This is a genomic window from Sulfurovum sp. (genome assembly GCF_041562805.1).
In the GTDB taxonomy this organism is placed as follows: Bacteria; Campylobacterota; Campylobacteria; order Campylobacterales; family Sulfurovaceae; genus Sulfurovum.
On record NZ_JBFFOH010000027.1, the window covers coordinates 1 to 24,289 of the forward strand.

The 24,289-nt window shown below is 38.5% G+C and carries 17 protein-coding genes; 13 read left to right on the forward strand and 4 right to left on the reverse strand.

The features are described 5' to 3' along the window. Together ABYK33_RS05400 and ABYK33_RS05405 are read left to right on the forward strand one after the other, a co-directional pair. Positions 1 to 479: alkylphosphonate utilization protein (locus ABYK33_RS05400; RefSeq protein ID WP_373031986.1), on the forward strand; the 479-nt coding region annotated here is incomplete at its 5' end. Between the two features lie 76 nt (positions 480 to 555). Continuing rightward, positions 556 to 3,651: an efflux RND transporter permease subunit gene (locus ABYK33_RS05405; protein ID WP_373031987.1), complete on the forward strand. Its 3,096-nt coding sequence runs from the start codon at positions 556 to 558 to the stop codon at positions 3,649 to 3,651. Between the two features lie 9 nt (positions 3,652 to 3,660). Here ABYK33_RS05405 and ABYK33_RS05410 read toward each other — a convergent pair whose 3' ends face one another. Next, entirely contained in the window at positions 3,661 to 4,146 is a 486-nt protein-coding gene (locus ABYK33_RS05410) for a glutathione peroxidase (protein ID WP_373031989.1), read from the reverse strand. Positions 4,147 to 4,363: 217 nt separating this feature from the next. Between ABYK33_RS05410 and ABYK33_RS05415 the strand changes: the two genes are divergently transcribed. After that, a complete protein-coding gene (locus tag ABYK33_RS05415) occupies positions 4,364 to 5,680 on the forward strand; it encodes an NAD(P)/FAD-dependent oxidoreductase (RefSeq protein ID WP_373031990.1) in 1,317 nt (438 codons plus the stop codon). Between the two features lie 130 nt (positions 5,681 to 5,810). Beyond that, positions 5,811 to 6,281, forward strand: coding sequence for a cupin domain-containing protein (locus ABYK33_RS05420; RefSeq protein ID WP_373031992.1), 471 nt, complete (start codon positions 5,811 to 5,813; stop codon positions 6,279 to 6,281). 17 nt (positions 6,282 to 6,298) lie between these two features. Here ABYK33_RS05420 and recO read toward each other — a convergent pair whose 3' ends face one another. Continuing rightward, positions 6,299 to 6,916 (reverse strand): recombination protein RecO, encoded by a 618-nt coding sequence (recO, locus tag ABYK33_RS05425; RefSeq protein WP_373032006.1) that lies wholly within the window; start codon positions 6,914 to 6,916, stop codon positions 6,299 to 6,301. A gap of 183 nt (positions 6,917 to 7,099) precedes the next feature. Here recO and gltB (ABYK33_RS05430) point away from each other — a divergent pair, with 183 nt between their 5' ends. From gltB (ABYK33_RS05430) to ABYK33_RS05465, 8 genes are all read left to right on the forward strand, one after another. Then, positions 7,100 to 11,515, forward strand: coding sequence for a glutamate synthase large subunit (gltB, locus tag ABYK33_RS05430; protein ID WP_373031993.1), 4,416 nt, complete (start codon positions 7,100 to 7,102; stop codon positions 11,513 to 11,515). A gap of 167 nt (positions 11,516 to 11,682) precedes the next feature. Continuing rightward, positions 11,683 to 16,104, forward strand: coding sequence for a glutamate synthase large subunit (gltB, locus tag ABYK33_RS05435; protein WP_373031994.1), 4,422 nt, complete (start codon positions 11,683 to 11,685; stop codon positions 16,102 to 16,104). 1 nt (position 16,105) lies between these two features. Further along, positions 16,106 to 17,488 carry a glutamate synthase subunit beta gene (locus ABYK33_RS05440; protein WP_373031996.1) on the forward strand — a complete coding sequence of 461 codons (1,383 nt, stop codon included), beginning with the start codon at positions 16,106 to 16,108 and terminating at the stop codon, positions 17,486 to 17,488. A 55-nt stretch (positions 17,489 to 17,543) separates the two neighbouring features. Then, entirely contained in the window at positions 17,544 to 18,278 is a 735-nt protein-coding gene (locus ABYK33_RS05445; protein WP_373031998.1) for an inositol monophosphatase family protein, read from the forward strand. A gap of 2 nt (positions 18,279 to 18,280) precedes the next feature. Then, positions 18,281 to 19,192 (forward strand): acetyl-CoA carboxylase, carboxyltransferase subunit beta, encoded by a 912-nt coding sequence (gene accD, locus ABYK33_RS05450; protein ID WP_373031999.1) that lies wholly within the window; start codon positions 18,281 to 18,283, stop codon positions 19,190 to 19,192. 4 nt (positions 19,193 to 19,196) lie between these two features. After that, positions 19,197 to 19,769 carry a thiamine phosphate synthase gene (locus ABYK33_RS05455; RefSeq protein WP_373032000.1) on the forward strand — a complete coding sequence of 191 codons (573 nt, stop codon included), beginning with the start codon at positions 19,197 to 19,199 and terminating at the stop codon, positions 19,767 to 19,769. Continuing rightward, positions 19,766 to 20,338 (forward strand): DNA-3-methyladenine glycosylase I, encoded by a 573-nt coding sequence (locus tag ABYK33_RS05460; RefSeq protein WP_373032001.1) that lies wholly within the window; start codon positions 19,766 to 19,768, stop codon positions 20,336 to 20,338. Before ABYK33_RS05455 ends, ABYK33_RS05460 begins: the two co-directional genes overlap by 4 nt. 330 nt (positions 20,339 to 20,668) lie before the next feature. Next, the gene (locus ABYK33_RS05465; protein WP_373032002.1) at positions 20,669 to 21,715 is read left to right on the forward strand and encodes a cytochrome-c peroxidase; all 1,047 of its coding nucleotides are present in this window, start codon (positions 20,669 to 20,671) and stop codon (positions 21,713 to 21,715) included. Positions 21,716 to 21,849: 134 nt separating this feature from the next. On the opposite strand, the gene ABYK33_RS05470 is transcribed toward ABYK33_RS05465, so the two are convergent. Beyond that, positions 21,850 to 22,278: a rhodanese-like domain-containing protein gene (locus ABYK33_RS05470; protein ID WP_373032003.1), complete on the reverse strand. Its 429-nt coding sequence runs from the start codon at positions 22,276 to 22,278 to the stop codon at positions 21,850 to 21,852. Between the two features lie 154 nt (positions 22,279 to 22,432). Here ABYK33_RS05470 and ABYK33_RS05475 point away from each other — a divergent pair, with 154 nt between their 5' ends. Further along, positions 22,433 to 23,713, forward strand: a complete 1,281-nt coding sequence (locus ABYK33_RS05475; RefSeq protein WP_373032004.1) for an MFS transporter — start codon at positions 22,433 to 22,435, stop codon at positions 23,711 to 23,713. 308 nt (positions 23,714 to 24,021) lie between these two features. Here ABYK33_RS05475 and ABYK33_RS05480 read toward each other — a convergent pair. Next, positions 24,022 to 24,289, reverse strand: a 268-nt coding sequence (locus ABYK33_RS05480; RefSeq protein WP_373032005.1) for a hypothetical protein, incomplete at its 5' end; no start/stop codon positions are given.

Genomic DNA, 24,289 nt, shown 5'->3' on the forward strand with positions numbered 1-24,289 from the left:
AAGAGGGATTAACGTCGTATACGGTAGCGCCAAAAGACGACACTATAACGATATGTAGCACTTGTGCAGCATCTATAGAAGAGCCAACAAGTAATGAAAAACACTGGAACTGTCTGCATGACAGTATGTGGAGTACAGAACCTGCAGTACAGGTGATGGCATTTAGACTTTTAACACAGCTGGGTGCACAGGATCAACTTGATATGCTTTACCTTGAAGATGATGTAAGAGCGTGGGCAGATGAAGGTTTGGCAAATGAGAAGCAGGAACCGACACGAGATGCTAATGGTACCATCCTGGCAGAAGGTGACGCTGTAAGTATCATCAAAGACCTGGTGGTTAAAGGTGCAGGCTTTACAGCTAAACAGGGAACTACTGTTAAAAATATCCGTATGGTACCAGGTGACCCGACACATATCCAAGGACGTGTGAATGGAACGATGATATTTATCATCTCGGCATTCTTAAAAAAACTGTAACCCATCATTTTTTAGATTATAGGAGTATAATCTAAAAAATTAAGCATATAAACTAAGACTTTTCCAAGGATCTATCATGATGAGAATCATTAACTATTTTATACAGAATAAAAGTCTTAATTATGTGTTACTCATCTTCATTCTTTTTCTGGGTGTGAATGCCTATCAAAATATTCCCAAAGAACTTTTTCCGGAGATCGCTCTAGACAAGATCTCTATCAGGGGTGCTTATGCAGGTGCCAGTGCTGACAATCTTGATAAGATGGCCGTTCGGGATATCGAAGATGCATTAGGAAATATACAGGGTATCGATAAAATAGAGACGGTCATCAAGTCAGGTAGCTTTTCCATTGTACTGGACCTTAATGATGGTGCAGATAAAATAGATGCTCTCAATAAAGCCAAAGATGCTATAGCAAGAAGCAGACAATACCTTCCTGCTGATATGACAGAACCCACTGCAGAGATATTGACACACAACAGACCGCTTATTAGACTTTCACTCTCTTCTGAGCATATGAATAAAGGTCAATTGATAGAAGTAGCCAAAGAGGTCAAATCTAAAATTTCCAGAAACCCTTATGTAAGTGAAATAACGATTTACGGAGATTCAGATCAGGAAGTCTCTGTACAGGTCAATGAAGAAGCTGTGAGAGCTTATGGACTGGATCCTGCTGCCATTGTCTCCGCAGTCTCAAAACTCTCTTATATCTATCCTATAGGTGATATAGAAGAGGGTGGGAATTATATTTTTGTCTCTACTGTCAATGGAAAAGAAACGAAAGAGGAGTGGGAGTCATCACTCATTAAAATAGGGGAAAAACAAGTCAGACTTGGTGATGTTGCCAAGGTTGATATAACTTATCCTCAAAATACAACGCTTTCAACATTTAATGGACGTAACAGTATCACGCTTGTGCTTTCTAAAGGTCCAGAAGGCAACTCTATGGATATCTCAGAAGAGTTGCAAACCTTTGCCAAAGAAAAACTCTCAAAAGAGTTTCCTGGCGTCTATTTTAATTTTTATCAGGATAGTTCCAAGCCGGTTAAAGACAGGCTCGATACCGTAATTTCAAATCTTATGTTTGGATTGGTATTGGTATTTTTATCTATGGCACTGCTCATTAATGTGCGTATCGCATCTGTGGTGGTGATGGGTATCCCTATCTCTTTTGCCATAGGAATCATGTTTCTTTACTTTATGGGATATTCTATCAACATCGTCTCTTTACTGGGGGGACTCATTGTCATAGGTATTGTTGTTGATGATGCTATTGTCGTGTCTGAAAATATCCAACGTCATATGAATGAAGGGGTGCCTCCAAAGGAGGCAGTGTATAAAGGGCTTAAAGAGATGGTATTACCTGTTACTTTGGCAACACTCACTACCATCGCAGCTTTTCTTCCTCTGTTCATGCTCACCGGAGAGATCAAAAATTTCATTATACTTATTCCTATTGCGGTGGTATCGATTCTTATAGGGTCTCTTCTTGAGAGTTTTTTCTTTTTACCGTTACATGCTGAAGAGTTATTCAAAAAACAGAAAAATTTTATAAATTGGGAACCATTCCAACAAAAATACGAAGCTTTTTTACATCTTGTGATCCGTTTTAAATACATATTTTTGTTTACATTTGTAGTAGTGATACCGGTTTTGACCATACTTACGATCAAGATGCTTAATTTTCAGTTTTTCCCTGGTTTTGATGGTAATTATCTGTATATCACAGGTAAGAGTTCGGTGGATACTTCTATAGAAGATACAGAGAAGATAGCTAAAGAGTTAGAACATTATGTCCTTGAAAATAAAGAGACATATGCCATTAAATCCAGCTCTACGGTGGTAGGATATAGAAGAGCAATGTCAGGTGGAAATGAAAATGGAGATAATATGCTCTATATTACGATGGAACTTTATGATATGGAGCCTCAGAGTTTTATAGATGCCTATGTCAATCCTATTTTCAATTTTTCTTTTAATTTCAATGATCCTGAAAGAATCAGAAAGAAGCATACCTATGAGCTTGCCAAGGATCTCAAAAAAAAGATACATCCTATGATTGAAAAATATCAACTTGAGGAGCTTGGTGTTCTAGAAGACAAACCTGGATTGATCAAAAATGATATTCAGATCAATTTTTCAGGCAAAGACAGTGAAAAGATCACAGAAGCCATGCAGCGAATTGAAGATAATCTTTCTGTAATTCCTCATGTCAAACACGTAAGTAACAATGCACAGTTTGGAAAGATGGAGTATAAGTTACGTATTAATGCGTATGGTGAACAATTGGGACTGAGTGAAGTAAATATCGCACAGACACTTGCCGGTTATTTCCTGGATAGCCGTAAAGCGATGACATTCAATGAGAATGGTGTAATGGAGATAAGAACAAAAGCGATCAATAAGGATTCCGAGAAAACTTTGATGGGTTTTATGATTCCGATACCTTCTGGAAGTTTTGTCAAACTTACTGATGTTGTTGATATCAAAAAGATAAGAGCCTATGAGAAAATCGAAAAAAGAGATGGTAATACGGTCAAATCGGTTTTTGCAAATATAGATAAGAAAAAGACCACTGCAGTGGATGTGCTTAAGAAGATCAAACCTTTACTGGATACGATTCGGGAAGATGGCATTGAAGTGAGTCTTTTAGGCGAAAATGAAAAAAACCAACAATTTAAAAACGATATGATACGTTCTTTGATAATAGCAGTCTTTTTGATCTTGATCACACTGCTTTTTATCTTCCCTAAAATTCGTTATGCTTTGATGGTAATGTCGGTTATCCCTTTCACAATGCTTGGTGCATTACTGGGTCATATGTTGATCGGGATCAACCTTTCCATGCCTTCGGTTATAGGTATGTTAGGACTTGCAGGTGTTGTTATCAATGACGGTATCATCATGCTTGATTTTCTACATGGCACAAAGGATGCTGCAACCTTTTACGAAAGGGCAAAACTGAGATTACGTCCTATTTTGATCACTTCGATCACCACTTTCCTTGGACTCTTTACACTTATCTTCTATGCGACAGGTCAAGCAGTTATTCTACAGCCTATTGCTATCTCTATAGGGTTTGGATTGCTTTGGGGTACTGTGCTTAACCTTATCTATCTACCGGCACTTTACGCGGTGGTTAATAAGATCCAACCCTCCAGGGAATCATAAGATAGCGTATTACTGTTGTAGTAACTTCTCAATATCTGGTATGAGTTCCTCTGGTTTGGTAGAAGAACCATAACGGGTAATGACATTTCCTTTTTTGTCTATGAGAAATTTGGTGAAGTTCCACTTGATACTTTCAGTACCTAATATACCGGGTGCTTTCTTTTTCAGATAGACATAAAGAGGATGGGTATCTTTCCCATTGACATCTATCTTGGCAAATAGTGGGAAGGTAACATCGAATTTTGTTCTACAGAAATTCAGTATCTGTTTTTCTGCACCGGGCTCTTGACCTCCAAACTGGTTACAAGGGAATGCCAGAACTTCGAAACCTTGGTCATGGTAACTCTTGTAAAGTTTTTCCAAACCTTCATATTGGGGTGTAAAGCCACATTCGCTGGCTACATTGACGATAAGTAGCACTTTGTCTTTGTACATCGACATGGATTGTTCATTTCTTGTAATAGTCGCAATGTCAAAATCATAAATGTCTTTCATTGATTCTCCTGCATGTAGTATGTGTATTAGTAATAATCCTAGTAATATCTTTTTCAAAACTATAACCTTTTGGGTCTCTTTATACTGTTATCGTACTTTTTTTAGACTTTATCTCTTGTTAAGCAGTTTGTCTCATACAGTTTTTATGAACTATAGGTTACATTTATGACAGTTTGAGAGTATAACAATAGATAAACCTCATTTTTTAGGAGTATATATGTACGACATCATTTATATTGGCGGCGGGCTCAATTATGCCGGAGCGATCGTTGCTGCGAAAAAAGGTCTTAAAGTGGCCCTTGTTGAAACATCACTGGATCAATTAGGGGGAGTATGTCTGCATAAGGGGTGTATCCCTTCTAAAATGTTTCTCCATCACGCCAATACGATCCGTCAAAGTAAAGAGGGTGTGTTTACGGGAGATATCATGCTTGATATGCAGGTTCTCACTGCGAAGAAAAATAAACTCATCCATAGTGCAACCAAAGCAGTGACGGCACAATGTGCCCAACTTGAACTCATCGAGGGCAAAGGACATGTTATAGCACCTCATAAAGTTGAAGTAAGAGGGAAGGTATATGAGGCTGAGTATATTGTCATAGGAACGGGTTCATCGCCTTTTATCCCAGAGGGTATAGCGTATGACGGGAAGGGAATCATCACCAGTAATGAAGTACTTGAACTACAGAAACTGCCAAAAGAGATCGCCATTTATGGAGATGGTGCAATCGGCTTGGAGATGGCAAGTTTCTTTGCTTCTGCAGGTGTGAAGGTAACACTGCTATCTCGTGGGGAAACACTTTTAGGAAAGTCACATCCGTTTATCCAGAGTGCTATGCTGAAAGAGGTGGAAAGATTGGGTATTAGCCATCTTAAAAACCATGCTGTTACAGACGCTGTACATACAGACAAAGGAGTGCATGTTACTTTCGTAGATGGTACGTCCAGTTATTATGAACAGATGCTTGTCGCAACAGGTCGCCACCCCAACACAGACGTGATCGCTACAGATGAAATAACTGTCAATAGAGGGATAGAAACAGATGAATGGTTTGAAACGTCATTGGCTAAACATTATGCGGTGGGTGATTGCAACGGTAAACTGCAATTAGCACACGCGGCAAGAGCAGAGGCATTGAATGTAACAATGCAGATATTGGGTAAAAAGCCTAAACAGCTCAATTTGGACCATGTGGTACACTTTATACATACCTTACCGATGTCTTACGCTACGGTTGGGCAAAATAAATATTCACTTGAAAAAAACAATAAGGTATTCAAGGAGAGTGTTGTCAAACTAAATCACTTTACCGGTTCTGCCTTCCATCACTCCGGTAATGGTTCGATGATCGTGTATGCAGATGAAGAAGGTTTGATCTTGGGTGCGGAGATATTGGCACCTGACTCGGAAGAACTCATTGCACCTGTGGCGATGGCACTTGCAGGAGAGATGACTGCGGCCAGTGCCCAAAAGACCATTATGGCACATCCTACTTTTTCTGAAGCACTGGAGAGAGCCTATTTTAGATTATGATGATATGAGAGATATCTTTCAACTCTTTTATGATCAGTTTAAATAGATAAGCATCTGATAGAACTACACATATGGTGCACAGTACAAGGTTATAATGTAAATATATCAATGATAAATTAGGAGATATATTATGTTACAAAAAACTCAAAAATATCATTTTGTAAAACTATTGGTTCTCTTTTTAATTCTGCCTTTTCTTTTTATTTCAATGCAAGCCAATGATGCAGCCTTGACATATAGTAAGGATGATAAAAAGTTGGAATGGGGCCCCTGTCCACCATTTATACCTACTGGTTGTCAGATAGCCGTATTGCATGGAGATCCAGCTAAAAATAATTTAGATGTATTTTTTAAAGTACCAGAAAATTTTGCCATTCCCCATCATTGGCATACATCAGCAGAAAGAATGGTACTTGTATCAGGAAAATTGAAAGTCACCTATGACAATCATGAAACAGAGTTATTGAAGCCGGGTATGTATGCGTATGGTCCTGCAAAGTTACCACATACTGCATTTTGTGAAAAAGGTGATCCCTGTGTCCTTTTTATAGCATTTGAAGAACCTTTAGATGCTTTTGAGGTCATGAAAGCTGCCAACTAGAATATTGAGGGGGGATTTTATAATCCCTTCATCACGATCTCAAAGAGATAATCCACTTCATGGTCTTCTAAAAAGACAGTTTTTTTAGTTCCAAAAAAGTCCAGGACTTTTTTGGTCGGCAAAGCTGAACTGTAGAGGCATGTTGGATGTGCAGGTTTAAAAGATTGCATGAGCGCGATCTCTTCTTCGATACGCTGCTCACAGATATAGCAGTTCTCTTCAGGATATAGCCTTCCTTCGTAGTCCAACAGTTCAACATAACTCTCACAAACGATACGTTTAGGGTTTTGTTTATCCCATTTTTTGGCCGCCGAGAGGAGTAGGTCAAAGTAAAAAGATTCTATCTCTTCAGTGTCTTTGAGATGAGGTTCAAAACGTTTAATGAAATTATGCCAGATCAAGAGTTTATTTTTATCAAAGAGCCAAGGAAAACCCATATGAGAGAGTGAACGCAGTCTGGGAAGAAAGCTGCTTCCTTCACCTTCCACTTCAAAATCTATGAGATTTCCAAGCTGTAAAATGGAATGTCTCGCACCAAAAAACCGGTAGTAAGTTCTGACTTCTGTAGGACTAAGTACAAGCGCTATGGAGTCTTCATTCTTAGCTTTTCTGACAGAAAGTATAAAACCTTTTATGAGACACCTCTATTAATTTTTTTTAATTATAGTTAAAATGATGTTAAAAACAGAGTAGGCTAAAAGTACGGGTATATGGGCTCAAGCAAGCCTCAACGGCATTTAACGTACTTTTAAGTATAATCCGCGTCATTTAGGGACAATATATGATGTTCTGCTTATATTACTTTTAAGGTTTGAAATATGAAAGATTTGTTTACTTCGTTTAAAGATAATTGTGGATTTGGACTTTTAGCATCTATCGACAATACACCTTCACACAAAAATTTGGAAGATGCTATTACTTCACTGTCACGTATGATGCACAGAGGAGCTATAGCAGCAGATGGTAAGACTGGAGACGGTTCAGGACTTTTGCTTTCTCTTCCTAAATCATTTTTTAACAAAGAAGCTGCTGCTGCCGGTATAGATCTGCCTGAATCTTACGCTGTAGCAATGGTTTTCTCAAATAATGAAACCGATTTTGATGTGATCAGCAGAGTATGTTTGAACAATGACCTTAAAGTACTTTATACGCGTACTGTACCTGTAGATACGAATGCTCTTGGTGAACAGGCATTGGCATCATTGCCTACGATGAAACAAGTGTTTGTTTCACCTATGTCAGCTGTAGCTGTCAAGAGATTTGAAGCATTGGTTTATCTTTCTCGTAAAGAGATAGAGGCTGAACTTATGGAAGATCCAACTTTTTACATTCCTTCTTTCTCAACATCAGTGATCTCTTATAAGGGACTCGTGATGCCTACGCATATTAAAGAGTTCTATAAAGATCTTGCAGATGAAGATTTTGAGATCTCATTTTGTCTTTTCCATCAACGTTTTTCAACAAATACACTTCCTCAGTGGAAACTGGCACAGCCGTTTAGAATGATAGCCCATAATGGTGAGATCAACTCGGTCACAGCAAACAGATTTAATGTAGCAACGAAAATGGCAGCAGTAAAATCAGATGTCTTTACAAAAGAAGAGATGACAAGACTCACAAATGTGATACAAAACGGTATGTCTGACTCAGCAAGTTTAGACAACTTTATGGAATTCTTACGTGTAAACGGTGTAGATTTCTTTAAAGCAGCACGTTCTTTGATCCCGGCACCTTGGCATAATGCACCACACATGGATGCTGATCTTAGAGCATTCTATGAGTATGCAAGTACATGTTTTGAGCCTTGGGATGGACCCGCAGCAGTAAGTATGACAGATGGACGCTTTATTGGTTGCGTGATAGATAGAAATGGGTTAAGACCATCCAAATACATCAGAACAACAGATAACAGACTGCTTATCTCTTCAGAGTATGGAGTACTTAAACTGCCGGATGAAGAGATCGTTGAGAGAGGAAGATTACAGTCTGGTGAAATGATGGGTATCGATCTTAAATATGCTAAAGTACTTAAATCAGGAGATATAGACGAATATCTAAAAGGCATGAATCCTTATGGTAAATGGCTTAGTAATAATATGTGTTATCTTCAAGAGCACGTACCTACGGATATAGTGCCAAAATCGTCAATCGTATATGGTAATATGGAAGCCAGACAACGTTATTTTAACTTCACACTTGAAGTCATAAGAGAAGTGATCAAACCTATGATAGCTGAAGGTAAAGAGACAACGGGTTCTATGGGTGATGATACACCTATCGCTGCATTCTCAACAGAACAAAGAAACTTTACTGATTTTTTCAAGCAAAAGTTTGCACAGGTTACCAACCCTCCTATAGATCCTATCCGTGAAAAAACTGTGATGAGTCTTAATACAGGTTTTGGTGAGGTGAGAAATGTACTTTCTGATGGTCCGCAACATGCAAAAAGACTTAAAATGGTACTTCCTCTCGTCTCAGCAGAAAAATTTTATATTCTGCAGGAGTTTGGCGATGAGAAGAATGAGAAATACGATCCGGCATATAAAGTAGGAAAATACTATACAACCTATAAGACAGACATCAAAAGTTCCTTAGAGACACTTGTACAAACGATCATTGCAGACGTAAGAGATAATGGTGTGAGAACCATCATACTTGATGATAGAAATCTTGATGAAAATACTAAAGTTATTCCTATGCTTATGGTTATAGGGCGTTTGAGCCAGGTGCTTCTAAATGCTAAACTTAGACATTTGACCAGTATGGTAGCTGTAACGGGTGAAGTATTTGATCCACACTCTGCAGCAACAATGCTAGCTTTTGGTGCAGCATCGATCTTCCCTTATTTGCTTTACTATACAGTAGCAGAGCTTGAAGAAGGTAACGATGAGATGCAAGCGGTACTCAAAAGATTTAGAAGAGCTATGGGTGCTGGTCTCATGAAGATCATGTCAAAGATGGGAATTTCGACTCTTTCTTCTTATAGAAACTCAAGTTTATTTGATGTTATTGGATTAAATAAAGAGATCGTGTCTGACTGTTTCCCTACTGCAAAAGGTCTTTTATCCGGACTTGGTTATGAAGATATAGATGCGCGTCTGAACACAAATCACCAACGTGCATTTACCACTGAGTTTGAAGGTCAAAGGAATGTACTTTACAAAGGTGGGTTCTACAAGTATAAAAAAGGTGAAGAGTTCCATGACTTCTCTCGTCCTACTATTTCAGCGATCCAAAAATGTGCAGAAACTGGAAGTAAAGCAGATTATACTGAAGTACAAAAATTGGTGAATGAGAGAGATAAAAAATTCATACGTGATTTCTATAACCTCAAGAGCGACAGAGCACCTATCAATATAGATGAAGTAGAACCATTGTCTGAAATATTTAAACGTTTCTCAACAGCGGCGATGTCTATGGGTTCCATCTCTCAAGAAGCGCACGAAACATTAGCCGTGGCTATGAATACCATCGGTGCAAAGTCAAACTCGGGTGAGGGCGGAGAAGATCCGGCACGTTACGGGACCATAAAGAACTCGTCAATCAAACAGGTTGCATCTGGACGTTTTGGTGTCACACCGGAGTATTTACGTTCTGCTACAGAGATACAGATCAAAGTAGCACAAGGTGCAAAACCGGGCGAGGGTGGACAACTTCCAGGATCTAAAGTTTCTCCACTGATTGCGGAACTTAGATTTACAAAACCGGGAGTGACACTCATCTCACCTCCGCCACATCATGATATTTACTCTATCGAAGACCTTGCTCAATTGATCTTTGATATGAAGCAGATCAACCCTAATGCCAGAGTAGCTGTAAAACTTGTATCAACTGCGGGTGTTGGAACAGTTGCAGCAGGTGTTGCAAAAGCGTATGCGGATAAGATCATCATCTCTGGTGGAGATGGCGGTACGGGTGCTGCTCCTATCGGATCTATAAGATTTGCGGGTAACCCTTGGGAACTTGGGCTTATTGAAGCACATAATGCGCTTAAAGCCAATAACCTTAGAGGACAAGTGACAGTTGAAACGGATGGTGGACTGAAAACAGGTCTGGATATCGTAAAAGCAGCCATACTTGGTGCAGAAGAGTATGCATTTGGTACGGGCGCGTTGGTTATTGTAGGGTGTGTCATGCTACGTGTATGTCACTTAAATACCTGTGGAGTAGGTGTTGCAACACAAGACCCACATTTAAGAGAAAGATTTACAGGTAATGTACAAAAAGTGATCAATTACTTTACACTTATTGCTGAAGATGTGAGAGAGATACTTGCAGAACTTGGGTATAAGTCTTTGGAAGAAATAGTTGGACAGAACCATTTACTTGAAGTCATAGATGATGAGTTTGCCAAGAAGTTTAACTTTGAAGAACTTCTTTATAAAATTGATGGTGTAAATACATGTCAAGTGCCATTTAATGAACCATACGATCAAAATGAGTATGAGAAAGAGATCATTGAAGAGCTTAGATCAACGATTGAAGATCCATCAAAACCTATTGTTCTCAATAAAGAGATCACAAACTTAAATAGAAGTTTTGCAACGAGGATATCTGGTGAAATAGCTGCACTTCATGGAAATGCAGGGTTACCTGACGATACGATAACACTTAACATGAAAGGAACAGCAGGACAATCTCTTGGGGCATTCATGAGTAAGGGTATCACGATTAATGTGGCAGGTGCAGGTAATGACTATATCGGTAAAGGTATGAATGGTGGTTGTATTGTAATCACTTCAGCGCATACCGGACCAGAGACTGCACTGGGCGGTAATACCTGTCTTTATGGTGCGACAGGCGGAACTGTGTATATTCCTGGACAAGTAGGTGAACGTTTTGCTGTACGTAACTCAGGTGCAACAACAGTGGTGGAAGGTACAGGAGATCACCCTTGTGAGTATATGACCGGTGGTGTCGTAGCTATACTTGGTACGACAGGAGTAAACTTCGGTGCCGGTATGACAGGTGGTAAAGCATTTGTATACGATGTTGAAGGTCGATTTTATGAAAAAGTAAACCCTGAGCTTGTTGAACCACTCCGTATCGATACAGATGAGTGGGATACTGAAATGTTTGAACTCAAAGCACTTCTTAAAGACTATGCCGAAAAAACAGGATCTAAGAGAGCAGCATATATTTTAGAGCATTTTAGAACTGAGATAAGAAAGTTCTGGATGGTCGCACCAAGAGGTGTGAAACCAACGATCATAGCCAATAAAAAAGGCGAATAATAAGACCTGATATACACCTGTATGTATATCAGGTTTTTTATGACCATGATTATTTTTTAATCATGGATATATCACAAAACAGTCTTTTCCTCCTATGTCTTAAAGAAGCAGTAACCTCTCTTTGAGTATAATAGATCTTAATATGATATATACATTTAAGGTTGATTATGCAAGATCTATTTACAAGTTTTAAAGATAACTGCGGATTTGGGCTTTTAGCCTCCATTGATAATACCCCTTCACACAATAATTTAGAAGATGCGGTCACTGCTTTGTCAAGAATGATGCACAGAGGTGCAGTTGCAGCAGATGGTAAAACAGGTGATGGATCTGGTTTACTTCTTTCTATACCTAGGAGATTCTTTGCTAAAGAGGCTAAGAAAGAGGGGATAATCCTTCCTGATGTTTATGCTGTTGCAATGGTTTTTTCTAAAAATGAAAAAGATTTTGACATTATAAAAGAAGTATGTGTAAATAATGACCTGAAAGTTCTCTATACACGTACAGTACCTGTAGATACAGATGCACTGGGTGAGCAGGCACTTGTCTCACTTCCTACAATCAAACAAGTATTCATAGCACCTTATTCACTTATGGGTGCAAGAAGATTTGATGCATTGGTTTATCTTTCACGTAAAGAGATAGAAGCAAAGATATCAGAAGACAGAGATTTCTATATCCCGTCATTTTCTACTACGGTAGTTTCATACAAGGGACTCGTGATGCCTACACACATCAAAGAGTTTTATGAAGACCTTGCCAACCCTGACTTTGAAATCTCATTTTGTCTTTTCCACCAGAGATTCTCTACCAATACACTCCCTGAATGGAGACTTGCACAGCCATTTAGAACCATAGCCCACAATGGTGAGATAAACTCTGTTACGGCAAACAGATTTAACGTTGCAGCAAAAATGGAAGCACTTGAATCTGATGTATTCTCTGATGAAGAGATGAAAAAACTGGTACCGATCATCCAGTCTCAAATGTCTGATTCTGCAAGTCTTGACAACTTTTTTGAATTTTTGCGTATCAACGGCATGGACTTCTTCAAAGCTGCAAGATCGATCTTACCTGCACCTTGGCAAAATGCACCGCATATGGATGCACAGCTTAGAGCTTTTTATGAGTACGCAAGTACCTGTTTTGAACCATGGGACGGACCTGCTGCTGTAAGTTTGACTGATGGTCGTTACATTGGTTGTGTACTTGACCGAAATGGGCTTAGACCTGCAAAATATATCATCACAAAAGATAACAGACTTCTTATCTCTTCTGAATATGGTGTACTTGAAATCCCTAACGATAAAATTGTAGAGCGTGGAAGACTTCAGTCTGGTGAGATGATGGGTATTGACCTGAAGTATGCAAAAGTACTCAAAAATGATGATATCAATGAGTATCTTAAAAACATTGACCCTTATGATAAATGGCTCAATGAGAATATGGTCTATCTTCAAGAGCATATGGACGACCCATTCTCAAAAGTAGATATTCCGGAAAAAGTAGAAATGGAAGCAAAGCAACGTTTCTTTAACATTACACTGGAAGTCATAGAACAGGTTTTTGAGCCGATGGTAAAAGAGGGTAAAGAAGCAACTGCATCTATGGGTGATGATTCTCCATTGGCTGCTTTCTCAACAAAACAGAGGAATTTTTCTGACTTCTTTAAACAGAAATTTGCACAGGTGACAAACCCACCGATAGATCCTATTCGTGAAAAAGTGGTGATGTCCTTAAATACAGGTTTTGGTGAGACAAGAAATATACTTTCTGATGATGCAGAACATGCTAAAAGACTTAAAACGGTATCTCCTATCTTATCATTAGAAAAATTGGAATTACTTATTGACTTTGGAAATGAAAAAGATCCTAAGTATGATGCATCATATAAAGCAAGAATGTATGATACAACATTTAATTCTGACCTTAAAGGTTCATTGGCTGCATTGGTAAGTACTATTATTGCTGATGTAAAGAATGATGGCATAAGAACCGTTGTGTTAGATGACAGGGCATTGAACAGCTCTACGAATGTAATGCCAATGCTCATGGTGGTTGGTCGTTTGAATCAGGCACTTCTTGAAGAGGGTGAACGTCACCTGGTAAGTATCGTTGCTGCAACAGGTGAAGTGTATGACTCTCATATGGCAGCATGTATGTTAGGTTTTGGTGTAGCCGGTATTTATCCTTATATGCTCTACCAGACAGTAGCGATGATAGAGCATAGAAAAGATAAAAACGTAAATCTGGCACCAGTACTGAAAAAAGTACGTAATGCAATTAACTCCGGACTACTTAAAGTCATGTCAAAAATGGGTATTGCCACAGTTTCAAGTTATAGAAACTCAAAACTCTTTGATGTACTTGGTTTAAGTGACGAGATCGTCTCTGAATGTTTTAATGGTGCACAGGGGTTCCTTTCTGGACTTAGCTATGCTGATATTGAAGAACGTATTACAAAATCACATGCTGATGCGTATGGACATGAGACAGTTAACCGTATGTTCCCGCTGAATATTGGTGGATTCTATAAATATTTAGATGGAGCAGAATTCCATGATTACTCTCCTTCAACTGTACATGCAATGCATGCATTGTCCAAGTCTGGTAAAAAAGAAGACTTTGAAGCAATGAAAACGCTTGTAGATGGCAGAGATAAAAAATTCATCCGTGACTTTTTTGAACTTAAAAGTGACAGAACAGCCATTTCAGTAGATGAAGTGGAACCACTTGCTGATATCTTTAAACGTTTCTCTACTGCAGCAATGAGTTTAGGGTCTATTTCTCCTGAAGCACATGAATGTCTTGCTGAAGCTATGAATACGATAGGTGCTAGCTCTAACTCTGGTGAGGGTGGAGAAGATGAAGCCAGATTTGGAACCATTAAGAATTCCAAGATCAAACAAGTTGCTTCAGGACGTTTTGGTGTCACACCTCAATATCTGCGTTCAGCAGAAGAACTTCAAATTAAAGTAGCTCAAGGTGCAAAACCGGGTGAGGGTGGTCAGCTTCCAGGACACAAAGTCTCTCCATTGATCGCAAGACTTAGACATACAATGCCGGGAGTGACACTTATTTCACCTCCTCCACATCACGATATCTACTCTATTGAAGATCTGGCACAATTGATCTTTGACTTGAAGCAAATTAACCCAGAGGCAAAAATTGCAGTGAAGCTTGTTTCAACCGCGGGTGTGGGTACAATTGCTGCAGGTGTAGCAAAAGCTTATGCAGATAAAATTATTATCTCAGGTGCAGACGGTGGTACAGGTGCAGCCCCTATCGGATCTATCAAGTTTGCCGGTAACCCTTGGGAACTTGGACTGATCGAAGCACACAATGCGCTTAAAGCCAACAACCTTAGAGGTCAGGTAGAAGTTGAGACCGATGGCGGACTTAAAACAGGACTTGATGTTGTTAAAGCAGCGATCTTCGGTGCAGAGTCTTATGCATTTGGTACATCTGCCTTAACAGTGATAGGATGTAAGATCCTTCGTATTTGTCATATGAATAGATGTTCTGTAGGTATTGCAACACAAGAAGAGTCACTTAGAGAACATTATGAAGGTTCAGTAGAGAGAGTGATCAACTACTTTACACTATTGGCTGAAGATGTGCGTGAAATATTGGCATCTTTAGGGTACACATCACTCGAAGAGATCATTGGTAAAAATGACTTACTTGAAGTGATAGATGATGAATTCGCAAAAAAATTCTCTTTTGAAAAACTTCTTTATAAACTTGACGGTGATAACACGTGTCAAGTTGAGTTTAATGAACCTTTCGATAAAAATGAATATGAGAAGGAAATGCTTCAAGAGTTGATGCCTGCGATTAAAAATCCAAATGATACTATTGTTTTGGAGAAGAAGATCACGAACCTGAACAGAAGTTTTGGTACACTTATCTCTGGTGAAATTGCAAAATATTACGGAGATAAAGGTCTTCCAGACGGAACGATCTGTCTTAAACTTGAAGGTACATCAGGGCAATCACTTGGTGCTTTTCTAAGTTCTGGTATTTCTATCTTTATTGATGGTGCGGGTAATGACTATATTGGTAAAGGTATGTCTGGTGGTCGTATCATTATTACAGCAGAAAAAAATGGGCCTGATTTTGCTTTAGGTGGAAATACATGTCTTTATGGTGCAACAGGTGGTAAACTGTATGTGAATGGTCAAGTGGGTGAGCGTTTTGCTGTGCGTAACTCAGGTGCAATTGCCATTGTTGAAGGAACAGGAGATCATCCTTGTGAATATATGACCGGTGGTGCTGTCGTGATACTTGGTAAGACAGGGGTTAACTTTGGTGCAGGTATGACAGGTGGTGTAGCTTTTGTTTATGATCTTGAACATGAATTTGTAGAAAATGTCAACCAAGAACTTGTTGAGGCTAGACGTATAGATACTGAAAATACAGATATTGAAAGATATTACCTCAAAAAACTTCTCAAAGATTATTATAAAGAGACTAAAAGTGCTCGAGCCAAAAAGATATTGGATAACTTTAGGGTTGAAATAAGGAACTTCTGGACGGTCAGACCAAAAGATATGAAGGGTCCATTGAAGATAGAGGAAGGAGAATAATATGTTAAAATTTTTCGATTTAGAACGTATTGATGCTAAAAAAAGAGATGTGGTTGAGAGAACTAAAGATTTTAAAGAAATTTATGAAGTGTTCAAACCAACAAAAGGTGGTGAACAGTCAGACAGATGTATTCAGTGTGGTGATCCATACTGCCATAATGGCTGTCCCTTGCATAACTTTATTCCTCAATGGCTTAAAGCAACTGCAGCTAAAGATTTGGAGTTTGCATTTGATCTCTCCAATGAGACTTCTCCTTTTCCTGAAGTGATGGGACGTATTTGTCCTCATGACAGACTTTGTGAAGGTGCTTGTACACTGAATGACGGGCATGGCGCGATTACTATTGGATCAGTCGAGACTTTTATTAGTGAAGAAGGATTTAAAAAAGGTTTAAAACCTAGGTCTTCTCAAAATAAAATAGGTAAAAAAGTTGCCATTATCGGTGCTGGGCCTGCCGGACTTTCTGCTGCAACATTTCTTCTTAGAGAAGGTGTTGATGTAGAGATATTTGACAAACAGGAAAGAGCAGGTGGACTGTTAACCTATGGAATTCCAGGGTTTAAACTTGACAAAGGTGTGGTTTCAAGAAGAGTAGAATTTCTAGAAGAAGCAGGTGCTGTATTTCACCAAAATGTGGAGATAGGCAAGGATAAAAGTTTTGAAGATCTTACATCGGAGTTTGATGCCGTATTCATTGGTGCAGGTGCAGTAAAAGGCAGACGAGCAGGACTTAAAGGGGAAGAGGCTTCTAATGCTCACTTGGCAATGGAGTTTCTTGTTGATATTCAAAAGAAAATTTTCGAGGAAGAAAGAACGAAAAATATTGAAGTAGAAGAGAAAAATGTTGTAGTCATTGGTGGTGGTGATACAGCAATGGACTGTGTACGTACTTCATTACGTGAAAAAGCGAATTCTGTAAAATGTCTTTACAGACGTGATGCACAAAATATGCCAGGTTCAAGAAAAGAGTATATCAATGCAAAAGAAGAAGGGGTAGATTTTGAGTTTTATGTCTCACCAAAATCATTGGTTACTGATGATGAAGGTAATATAACTGCTGTTGAAATGGTCAAAACCAAACTTGGTGAACCTGATGCTTCAGGGAGACAAAGGGTTGAAGAAATACAAGACAGTGCCTATATGGTAGATGCAGATGTCGTTATATTTGCACTAGGATTTGATACTGTGAACTATCCGTTCTATGCAAACAATGGTATTAACACAGATAAGTGGGGCGGGATCATGATAGATGCAAACTATGAAACCAGTAAACCCGGTGTGTATGCTGGAGGTGACTGTCATCGAGGGGCTGATCTTGTGGTAACAGCTGCACGTGATGGGCGAGATGCAGCTAAAGCTATCATCAAAAATTTTCTAGCATAAATGAACATAGTATATGCTATTTTAAGGCATAGATCGTGTTTTATGAGGGTTTAAAATGATGAATGATTTTGTGCAAGCCTGTATCAAAGCGAATGAAGAAATATATACTATCATGCAAGATGGCTTTGACGCATCCTGGTTTGAAAAAACCGAAGTGGGTGCCGGTGGTGATGTCTCTTCAAAACTTGATCTTTTCGCTGAAGCAATATTTGTCAAGTATTTAGGTGCGTTTGGGCAGATAGAGTCTGAAGAGAGTGGTATTATGGGTGAAGGTGAAGAAAAGATCATCATCGATCCCATAGATGGCTCCTCAAATGCTCTTTCTCTTTTCCCGTTTTACGGTACTTCTGTGGCTAAAGTAAATGCTGAGGGCATTTTAGATGCAGCAGTGGTCTGTAATCTTGCCAATGGAGATATTTTCCTTAAGTCTGCTACAGCTAAAGTGCAGCAGGGAAAACTTTTTTCAGATATCTTTCATGCACCGCATACGACAGAGAATGCAGAGATAGGACTCTTTGAAAGAGCCTATGCACACCCTTTATTGGTTGCAGCATTGGACAAAGAGACTTTGAAGTTCAGATCACCTGGTGCGATTGCACTTTCACTTGCTTATGCACATTCAGTCAATTATGTACTTTTTGTAGGCGCGTTTCGAATTTACGACTTTGCTGCTGGTTTGGCACTTTGTGAAGGGCTTGAAGTGATTGTTGAGGCTGATTATGTTATAGTATCGAAAGATAAAATCATAGTAGAAAAAATAGAATCATTAATTATCGATATGCAGGAGTAAGTATGTTCGGAAATATTTTTAATAGTACAAAAGCGACAACCAAACCTCAGGAAACACCTGATCAGTGGATAAAATGTCCAAAATGTACCTCTTTAATGTACTATAAAGAAGTAGAAGCAAAACAAAATGTATGTCCAAAATGTAACCATCATTTCAGGATCTCTGCTGAAAAGCGTATCGCATCTATCGCAGATGAAGACTCTTTTGTAGAATTTGATAACAATTTGGCACCGATAGATCCACTGAAGTTTTCAGATAAAAAGTCTTATAAAAAGCGTATAGAAGAAGCCAAAGCAAAAACAGGTAAAACATCTTCTGTGATGAGTGGTTCATGTACGATCAGTGGTCAACCGGTAGAGATCGCAGTATTTGATTTCTCATTTATGGGTGGTAGCCTAGGTTCAGTTGAAGGTGAAAAGATCGTTCGTGGTATCAACAGAGCTATTGAAAATGAGTGTGGGTTTATCATCGTTTCTGCTTCTGGTGGAGCACGTATGCAAGAGAGTACATACTCTTTGCTTCAAATGAGTAAAACATCGGCAGCATTGAACAGACTACACCACAAAGGTTTACCTTTCATCTCTATCTTAACGGACCCTACCATGGGTGGTGTATCTGCATCATTTGCTATGCTGGGTGATATCATCATGGCTGAACCGGGTGCACTTATCGGGTTTGCAGGTCAAAGAGTTATTAAACAGACAGTTGGTGTTGACTTACCCGAAGGTTTCCAACGTTCAGAGTTCCTACTTGAGCATGGGCTCATTGATATGATAGTAGACCGTGCTGACATGCATCAAACACTTTCTGACCTGTTTAAACTTTTCAAAAAAGATAAAAAAGCTGTGATCCAGGAAGAAATATTTGAAGAAGTATCTGAAACAGAAGTATTTGAAGACGAACAAGAAGTATAAACCCTTGATATACGCTTTAGTAGATAAAGAAACTCTTTGCACAAAAGAAGTTTCTTTATCCGAACTCCTCCAACATCTCAAAACATTCCCTAACATTCCTCTACTTCAATACCGTAATAAATCCGGAACAATGGAAGAAAAAAAATCTGATCTGCTTACGATACGAAAATACTATACTGGAAAACTCATTATCAATGACAGCATAGAACTCATTGATCTTGTAGATGGTCTACACCTTGGACAAGAAGATCTCCGAACCTACAGTCATGATCTACAAGAAGCAGTCAGCTTGGTACGTCAGAAGATAGGAGCTAAGCTTCTTGGGCTTTCAACACATGATAAAACAGAGATATCTGAAGCAAATACCCTAGACCTTGACTATATAGGTTTAGGAGCCTACAGAGCCACTGATACAAAATGTGAAGCCAATGTCGGAGGGAAAACACTTCTTGAAGCGGCTAAACATTCTAAACATCCTGTGGGCATCATAGGTGGTGTACGTATGGATGATACATTTGAAGCGCCTATAGTCTATAAAGTGATAGGAAGTGGACTATATAGCGGTATTGAGAAATGAAGAACAGATGTCAATGGTGTGGAAATGACCCCTTATACGTCGCTTACCATGATAAGGAGTGGGGTATTCCTGTCCATGATGACCGACTCCTTTTTGAGTTTCTGATCTTGGAAGGAGCACAGGCTGGACTGAGTTGGCTGACGATCCTGAAAAAACGAGAGAACTACAGAAAAGCATTTCAGAACTTTGATTGCAAAACAATAGCCAATTATTCGCAACATGACGTAGACCGACTATTATCTGATCCAGGTATCGTACGTAATCGTCTAAAGATAGAATCTGCCATTAAGAATGCACAGGGTGTTATAAAGATCCAAGAGGAGTTTGGCTCATTTGATGCATATCTTTGGTCTTATGTTGAGGAGACTCCCCAACATAATGAATGGAAATCCATGTTAGATATTCCAGTTAAAACAGAAATATCCGAAATGATGAGTAAGGATCTAAAGAAGCGTGGATTCAACTTTGTCGGTCCAACGATATGTTATGCATTTATGCAAGCAGTAGGTATGGTAAACGATCATACAACGGATTGTTTTAGACATGAGGAAATGAAGCGTTCGAGATAAGCAGTGACATTGATGTATAGACCTTGGAAACAATGGGAATATCATGGACAGTATTATTCTTTATTCATCATTTTCAATTGAGGGTTGATAACCTTATAAAATGATATACCTACTGTCTCATTCTTTTTTTCCTTAGTTTATATTTTCTTCAATATCTATGATATTACCTAATGCATTTAAAACTTATTTTATTCATGCAAAATGGGTATGCAAGTTTAATCTGGACAACAAATTACTATAAGATAAAAGTATAATAATTATAATTTAACACATAATTAACACTCTTTCTACTATACTTACAGGATAAAAATTATCAATAAGGATACAGAAATGAAACACTATAAAATACTTACAGCCTCTTTGCTTATATCTTCATATTTATTTGCAACAACACCAATAGAGAGCAACACCGATGAACTATTTACTAAAGCAAAACAAAGTGGTATGATGAGTATACCTGAGAATAAAACTGAGCTTTCAAAACTGATCGATCCTAATGGGAATATGGTTACCCCGGAAAGAGTGGAACTTGGAAAAAAACTCTACTTTGAACCAAGACTTTCTAAAAGTGGTATTATCTCTTGTAACACATGTCATAATCTTGGACTAGGCGGTGCTGATGGCGTTGCTGCAGCTGTTGGTCACCAATGGAAAGCAAACCCACACCATTTAAATTCTCCAACAGTTTACAATGCCGTCTTCTTTGATAAACAATTTTGGGATGGAAGAAGCCATAACCTTGAAGATCAAGCACAAGGTCCTATGCAGGCTGATCCAGAAATGGCATCACCAAAATCATTGGTCATAGAAAGAATAAATTCTATTCCTGAGTATGTTCAAGCCTTTAAAGTAGCCTATGGTAAAGACATTAAAATTGATTTTGAGACCATTACTGCAACCATTGGTATCTTTGAAAGAACCCTTGTAACACCTTCTTCCTATGATGACTTCATGAATGGGAAAACGGATGCACTCAATGATGAACAAAAGAAAGGTCTTCATACTTTTATAGATAAAGGATGTGCTGCTTGCCATAATGGTGTAGCACTAGGTGGTACGATGCAACCCTTCGAAATAGCGGCCAAATACAAATTTGCAGATCTTGGTGACTTCAAAGGAGATGATAAAGGTATGGTAAAAACGCCAACACTTAGAAATATTACTGAGACTGCACCATACTATCATAATGGTGGTATATGGAGTCTTTCTGAAGCAGTCAAAGAGATGGGTAGTACACAATTAGGAATAGAGATATCTGATAAAGAAGCTTCCGAAATCGTAGACTTCCTGGGTGCCCTTAAAGGTAGAAAACCACAGATAGTCTATCCACAACTTCCAGAAAGTACACTCAATACACCAAAACCGGACTTTAACTAGTCATTGTAGGAGTTTTTAAAACTCCTACAGGGCACTTATTTTTCACTAGACTTTATGCAGCAACAAAACCTTATAAAATTTTTATTTTATAAGGTTTTATTTACAACTCAAAACAATACTAGAATTGTTCAGCACTACTTTGTAATTTTGGCATCATTGCGCATCAGTTCTATAATTCCGCCTTTAACATTCAGTGGTGTAAATCCATTTTTTTCTAAAATGCGTGATGCTTTAATACTTCTATTACCTGACCTGCAATATACAATGATACGTTTATCTTTGTCATCTACTAGCATAGAAAGATTGTCAGTCAAGTTTTGTACAGGTATGTGTTTAGCATTTTCAAGGTGTTGGTTTTCATATTCTCTTGGGGTCCTTACATCCAGTATAGCAATGTCCTTTTCTTTAGAGATGAGGACTATCGCTTCTTTTGCATCGATAAACTCAAAATCTGTAAGTATCCACCCTTTTGAATAGGAAAAAGATATGAACATACCAATCATTGCGATCAAATAAAGTATCATCGTAGATATATAAAAAATAATTAAACGAGTAATTCTCATTTTAATTCCTTCATCTAAAAATGTTCATACTTAAGTATATCAAGTAATGTGCGTAATATAATCATATATATGTTCAATATTTAATCATTTATTCTTTAAGAACTGCATAGTTCTAATGTATACTAAATCAGATATTTATCTTAAAGGAGTAAAAATGATAGGTTTTAACCGATTAAAAGGAGAAGGAAGTCCTTCTACCTTATTTGCAGCATTTTTGTATTTTGATATGAGTTTTATGGTATGGACGATGCTTGGTCCCCTAGCCACAGAAATTACAGATTCCATGGCAGCATATGGATTTTTAATGACAGCTTCAGAAAGTGCTACTATGCTTGCTGTTCCGATCCTATCAGGTGCATTACTGCGTATCGTACTTGGTTTTCTTGTAGGTGTCATAGGTCCTAAAAAGACTGCGTTAATGGCACAGTTTATCGTAATGGTCACTTTATTTTATGTTGCGTCTTTTGGTGAACATATGTCTTATGATGAGTTATTGCTTATTGGGATTGGCTTAGGTTTCGCAGGCGCATCTTTTGCCGTTGCCTTGCCGCAGGCGGGCCAATGGTATCCACAAAGATTACAGGGTGTAGTGCTTGGTATCGCGGGTATAGGAAACATGGGGGTAGTACTTGGTTTTCTTTTTGCTCCAAAGATTGCAGAACTCTGGGGATGGCAGTCAGTGTTCTTAGTGGCAGCTTTTTTATCTTTACTTGTATTTATCATTTATCTGTTCATGGCAAAAGATGCACCCAAAGAGGTCTATAGGCCAAGAGTTAAAAGATTGTCTGATTATGTAAGATTACTTAAAGACAGAGACACATGGTGGTTTAATCTCTTTTATGCGGTGAGTTTCGGTACTTTTGTAGGATTTGCTGTATATATGAAAGTCTATCTCATGGCGATGTATTTTGATGATATGGAAGTATTTGGAATAGAGATATTGGGCGAAGAAAACATTCATGTAGTCGCAGGTTATTTTGCTGCATTATGTATTATGTCTGGTGCGCTTCTCCGTCCTATAGGCGGTGCTATTGCAGATAGAATTGGTGGGATCAAATCACTCTATATTTTCCTTGTAAATGTAGTCATACTTCTCACCATCAGTGCATTTCTGACATTGCCATTTTGGATTGCTATTATCATAATGTTTTTGATTATGGCTAACCTTGGTATGGCAAACGGGGCAGTGTTCCAACTTGTACCACAAAGATTTTCAAAAGATATAGGTATTATGACCGGGATCATTGGTGCAGCTGGCGGACTTGGTGGGGTTGCTATTTTAGAGATACTTGGCGCATCGACTTTGACATTTGGTGATTATACTGTTGGGTTTATGTTTATTGCAGCCAATGCACTGATCGCAATTGTAGGTGTAAGTTTGGTGAAACGCAGATGGAGAACCACATGGGGTCTAAAATCTGGGGGGATTATATAGCCTTCCCTGTTTACTCATCCTGATCTATATATCAGGATGTAAATCAGTCTACTTTCTAGACAGATAACTATAAATCCCCAATGATAAAATAATGACGTAATAGCTATTTTATGTAGAATAATCTATGGTCTAGTAAGAATGTATTTTACTTCGATAAAAAATGAAAACCTTATAAAGTTATATATTTTATAAGGTTTTGCAAACAATACATTTGTGCTATACTACCTATACTTTAATAAAGGGGATAGAGAACATTTTGTTCCTCTAATAAATAGTTGGGCAGTACATGTTTATGATAAGCAACTCATTCAAATCCCGGCTTGTTTAGGAGTTAATAAAAGATGACATCGAAAACTGTTGATCCAAAGATAAGTCAAGCTCCAAGCCATCGCCTGTGGTTTGGTCTGATTCTCACGCATCTCTTTATTCCACTGATCCTTCTCATCTGCGCAGGTGATATGAGTTGGTGGCAAGCCTGGGGCTTTTTCGTGCTGTTTTTTCTTGCCGGTATCGGGGGGCGTATATTGGCAGAAAAGCGGCATCCGGGAATTCTGATAGAACGGGTTAACATGGAAA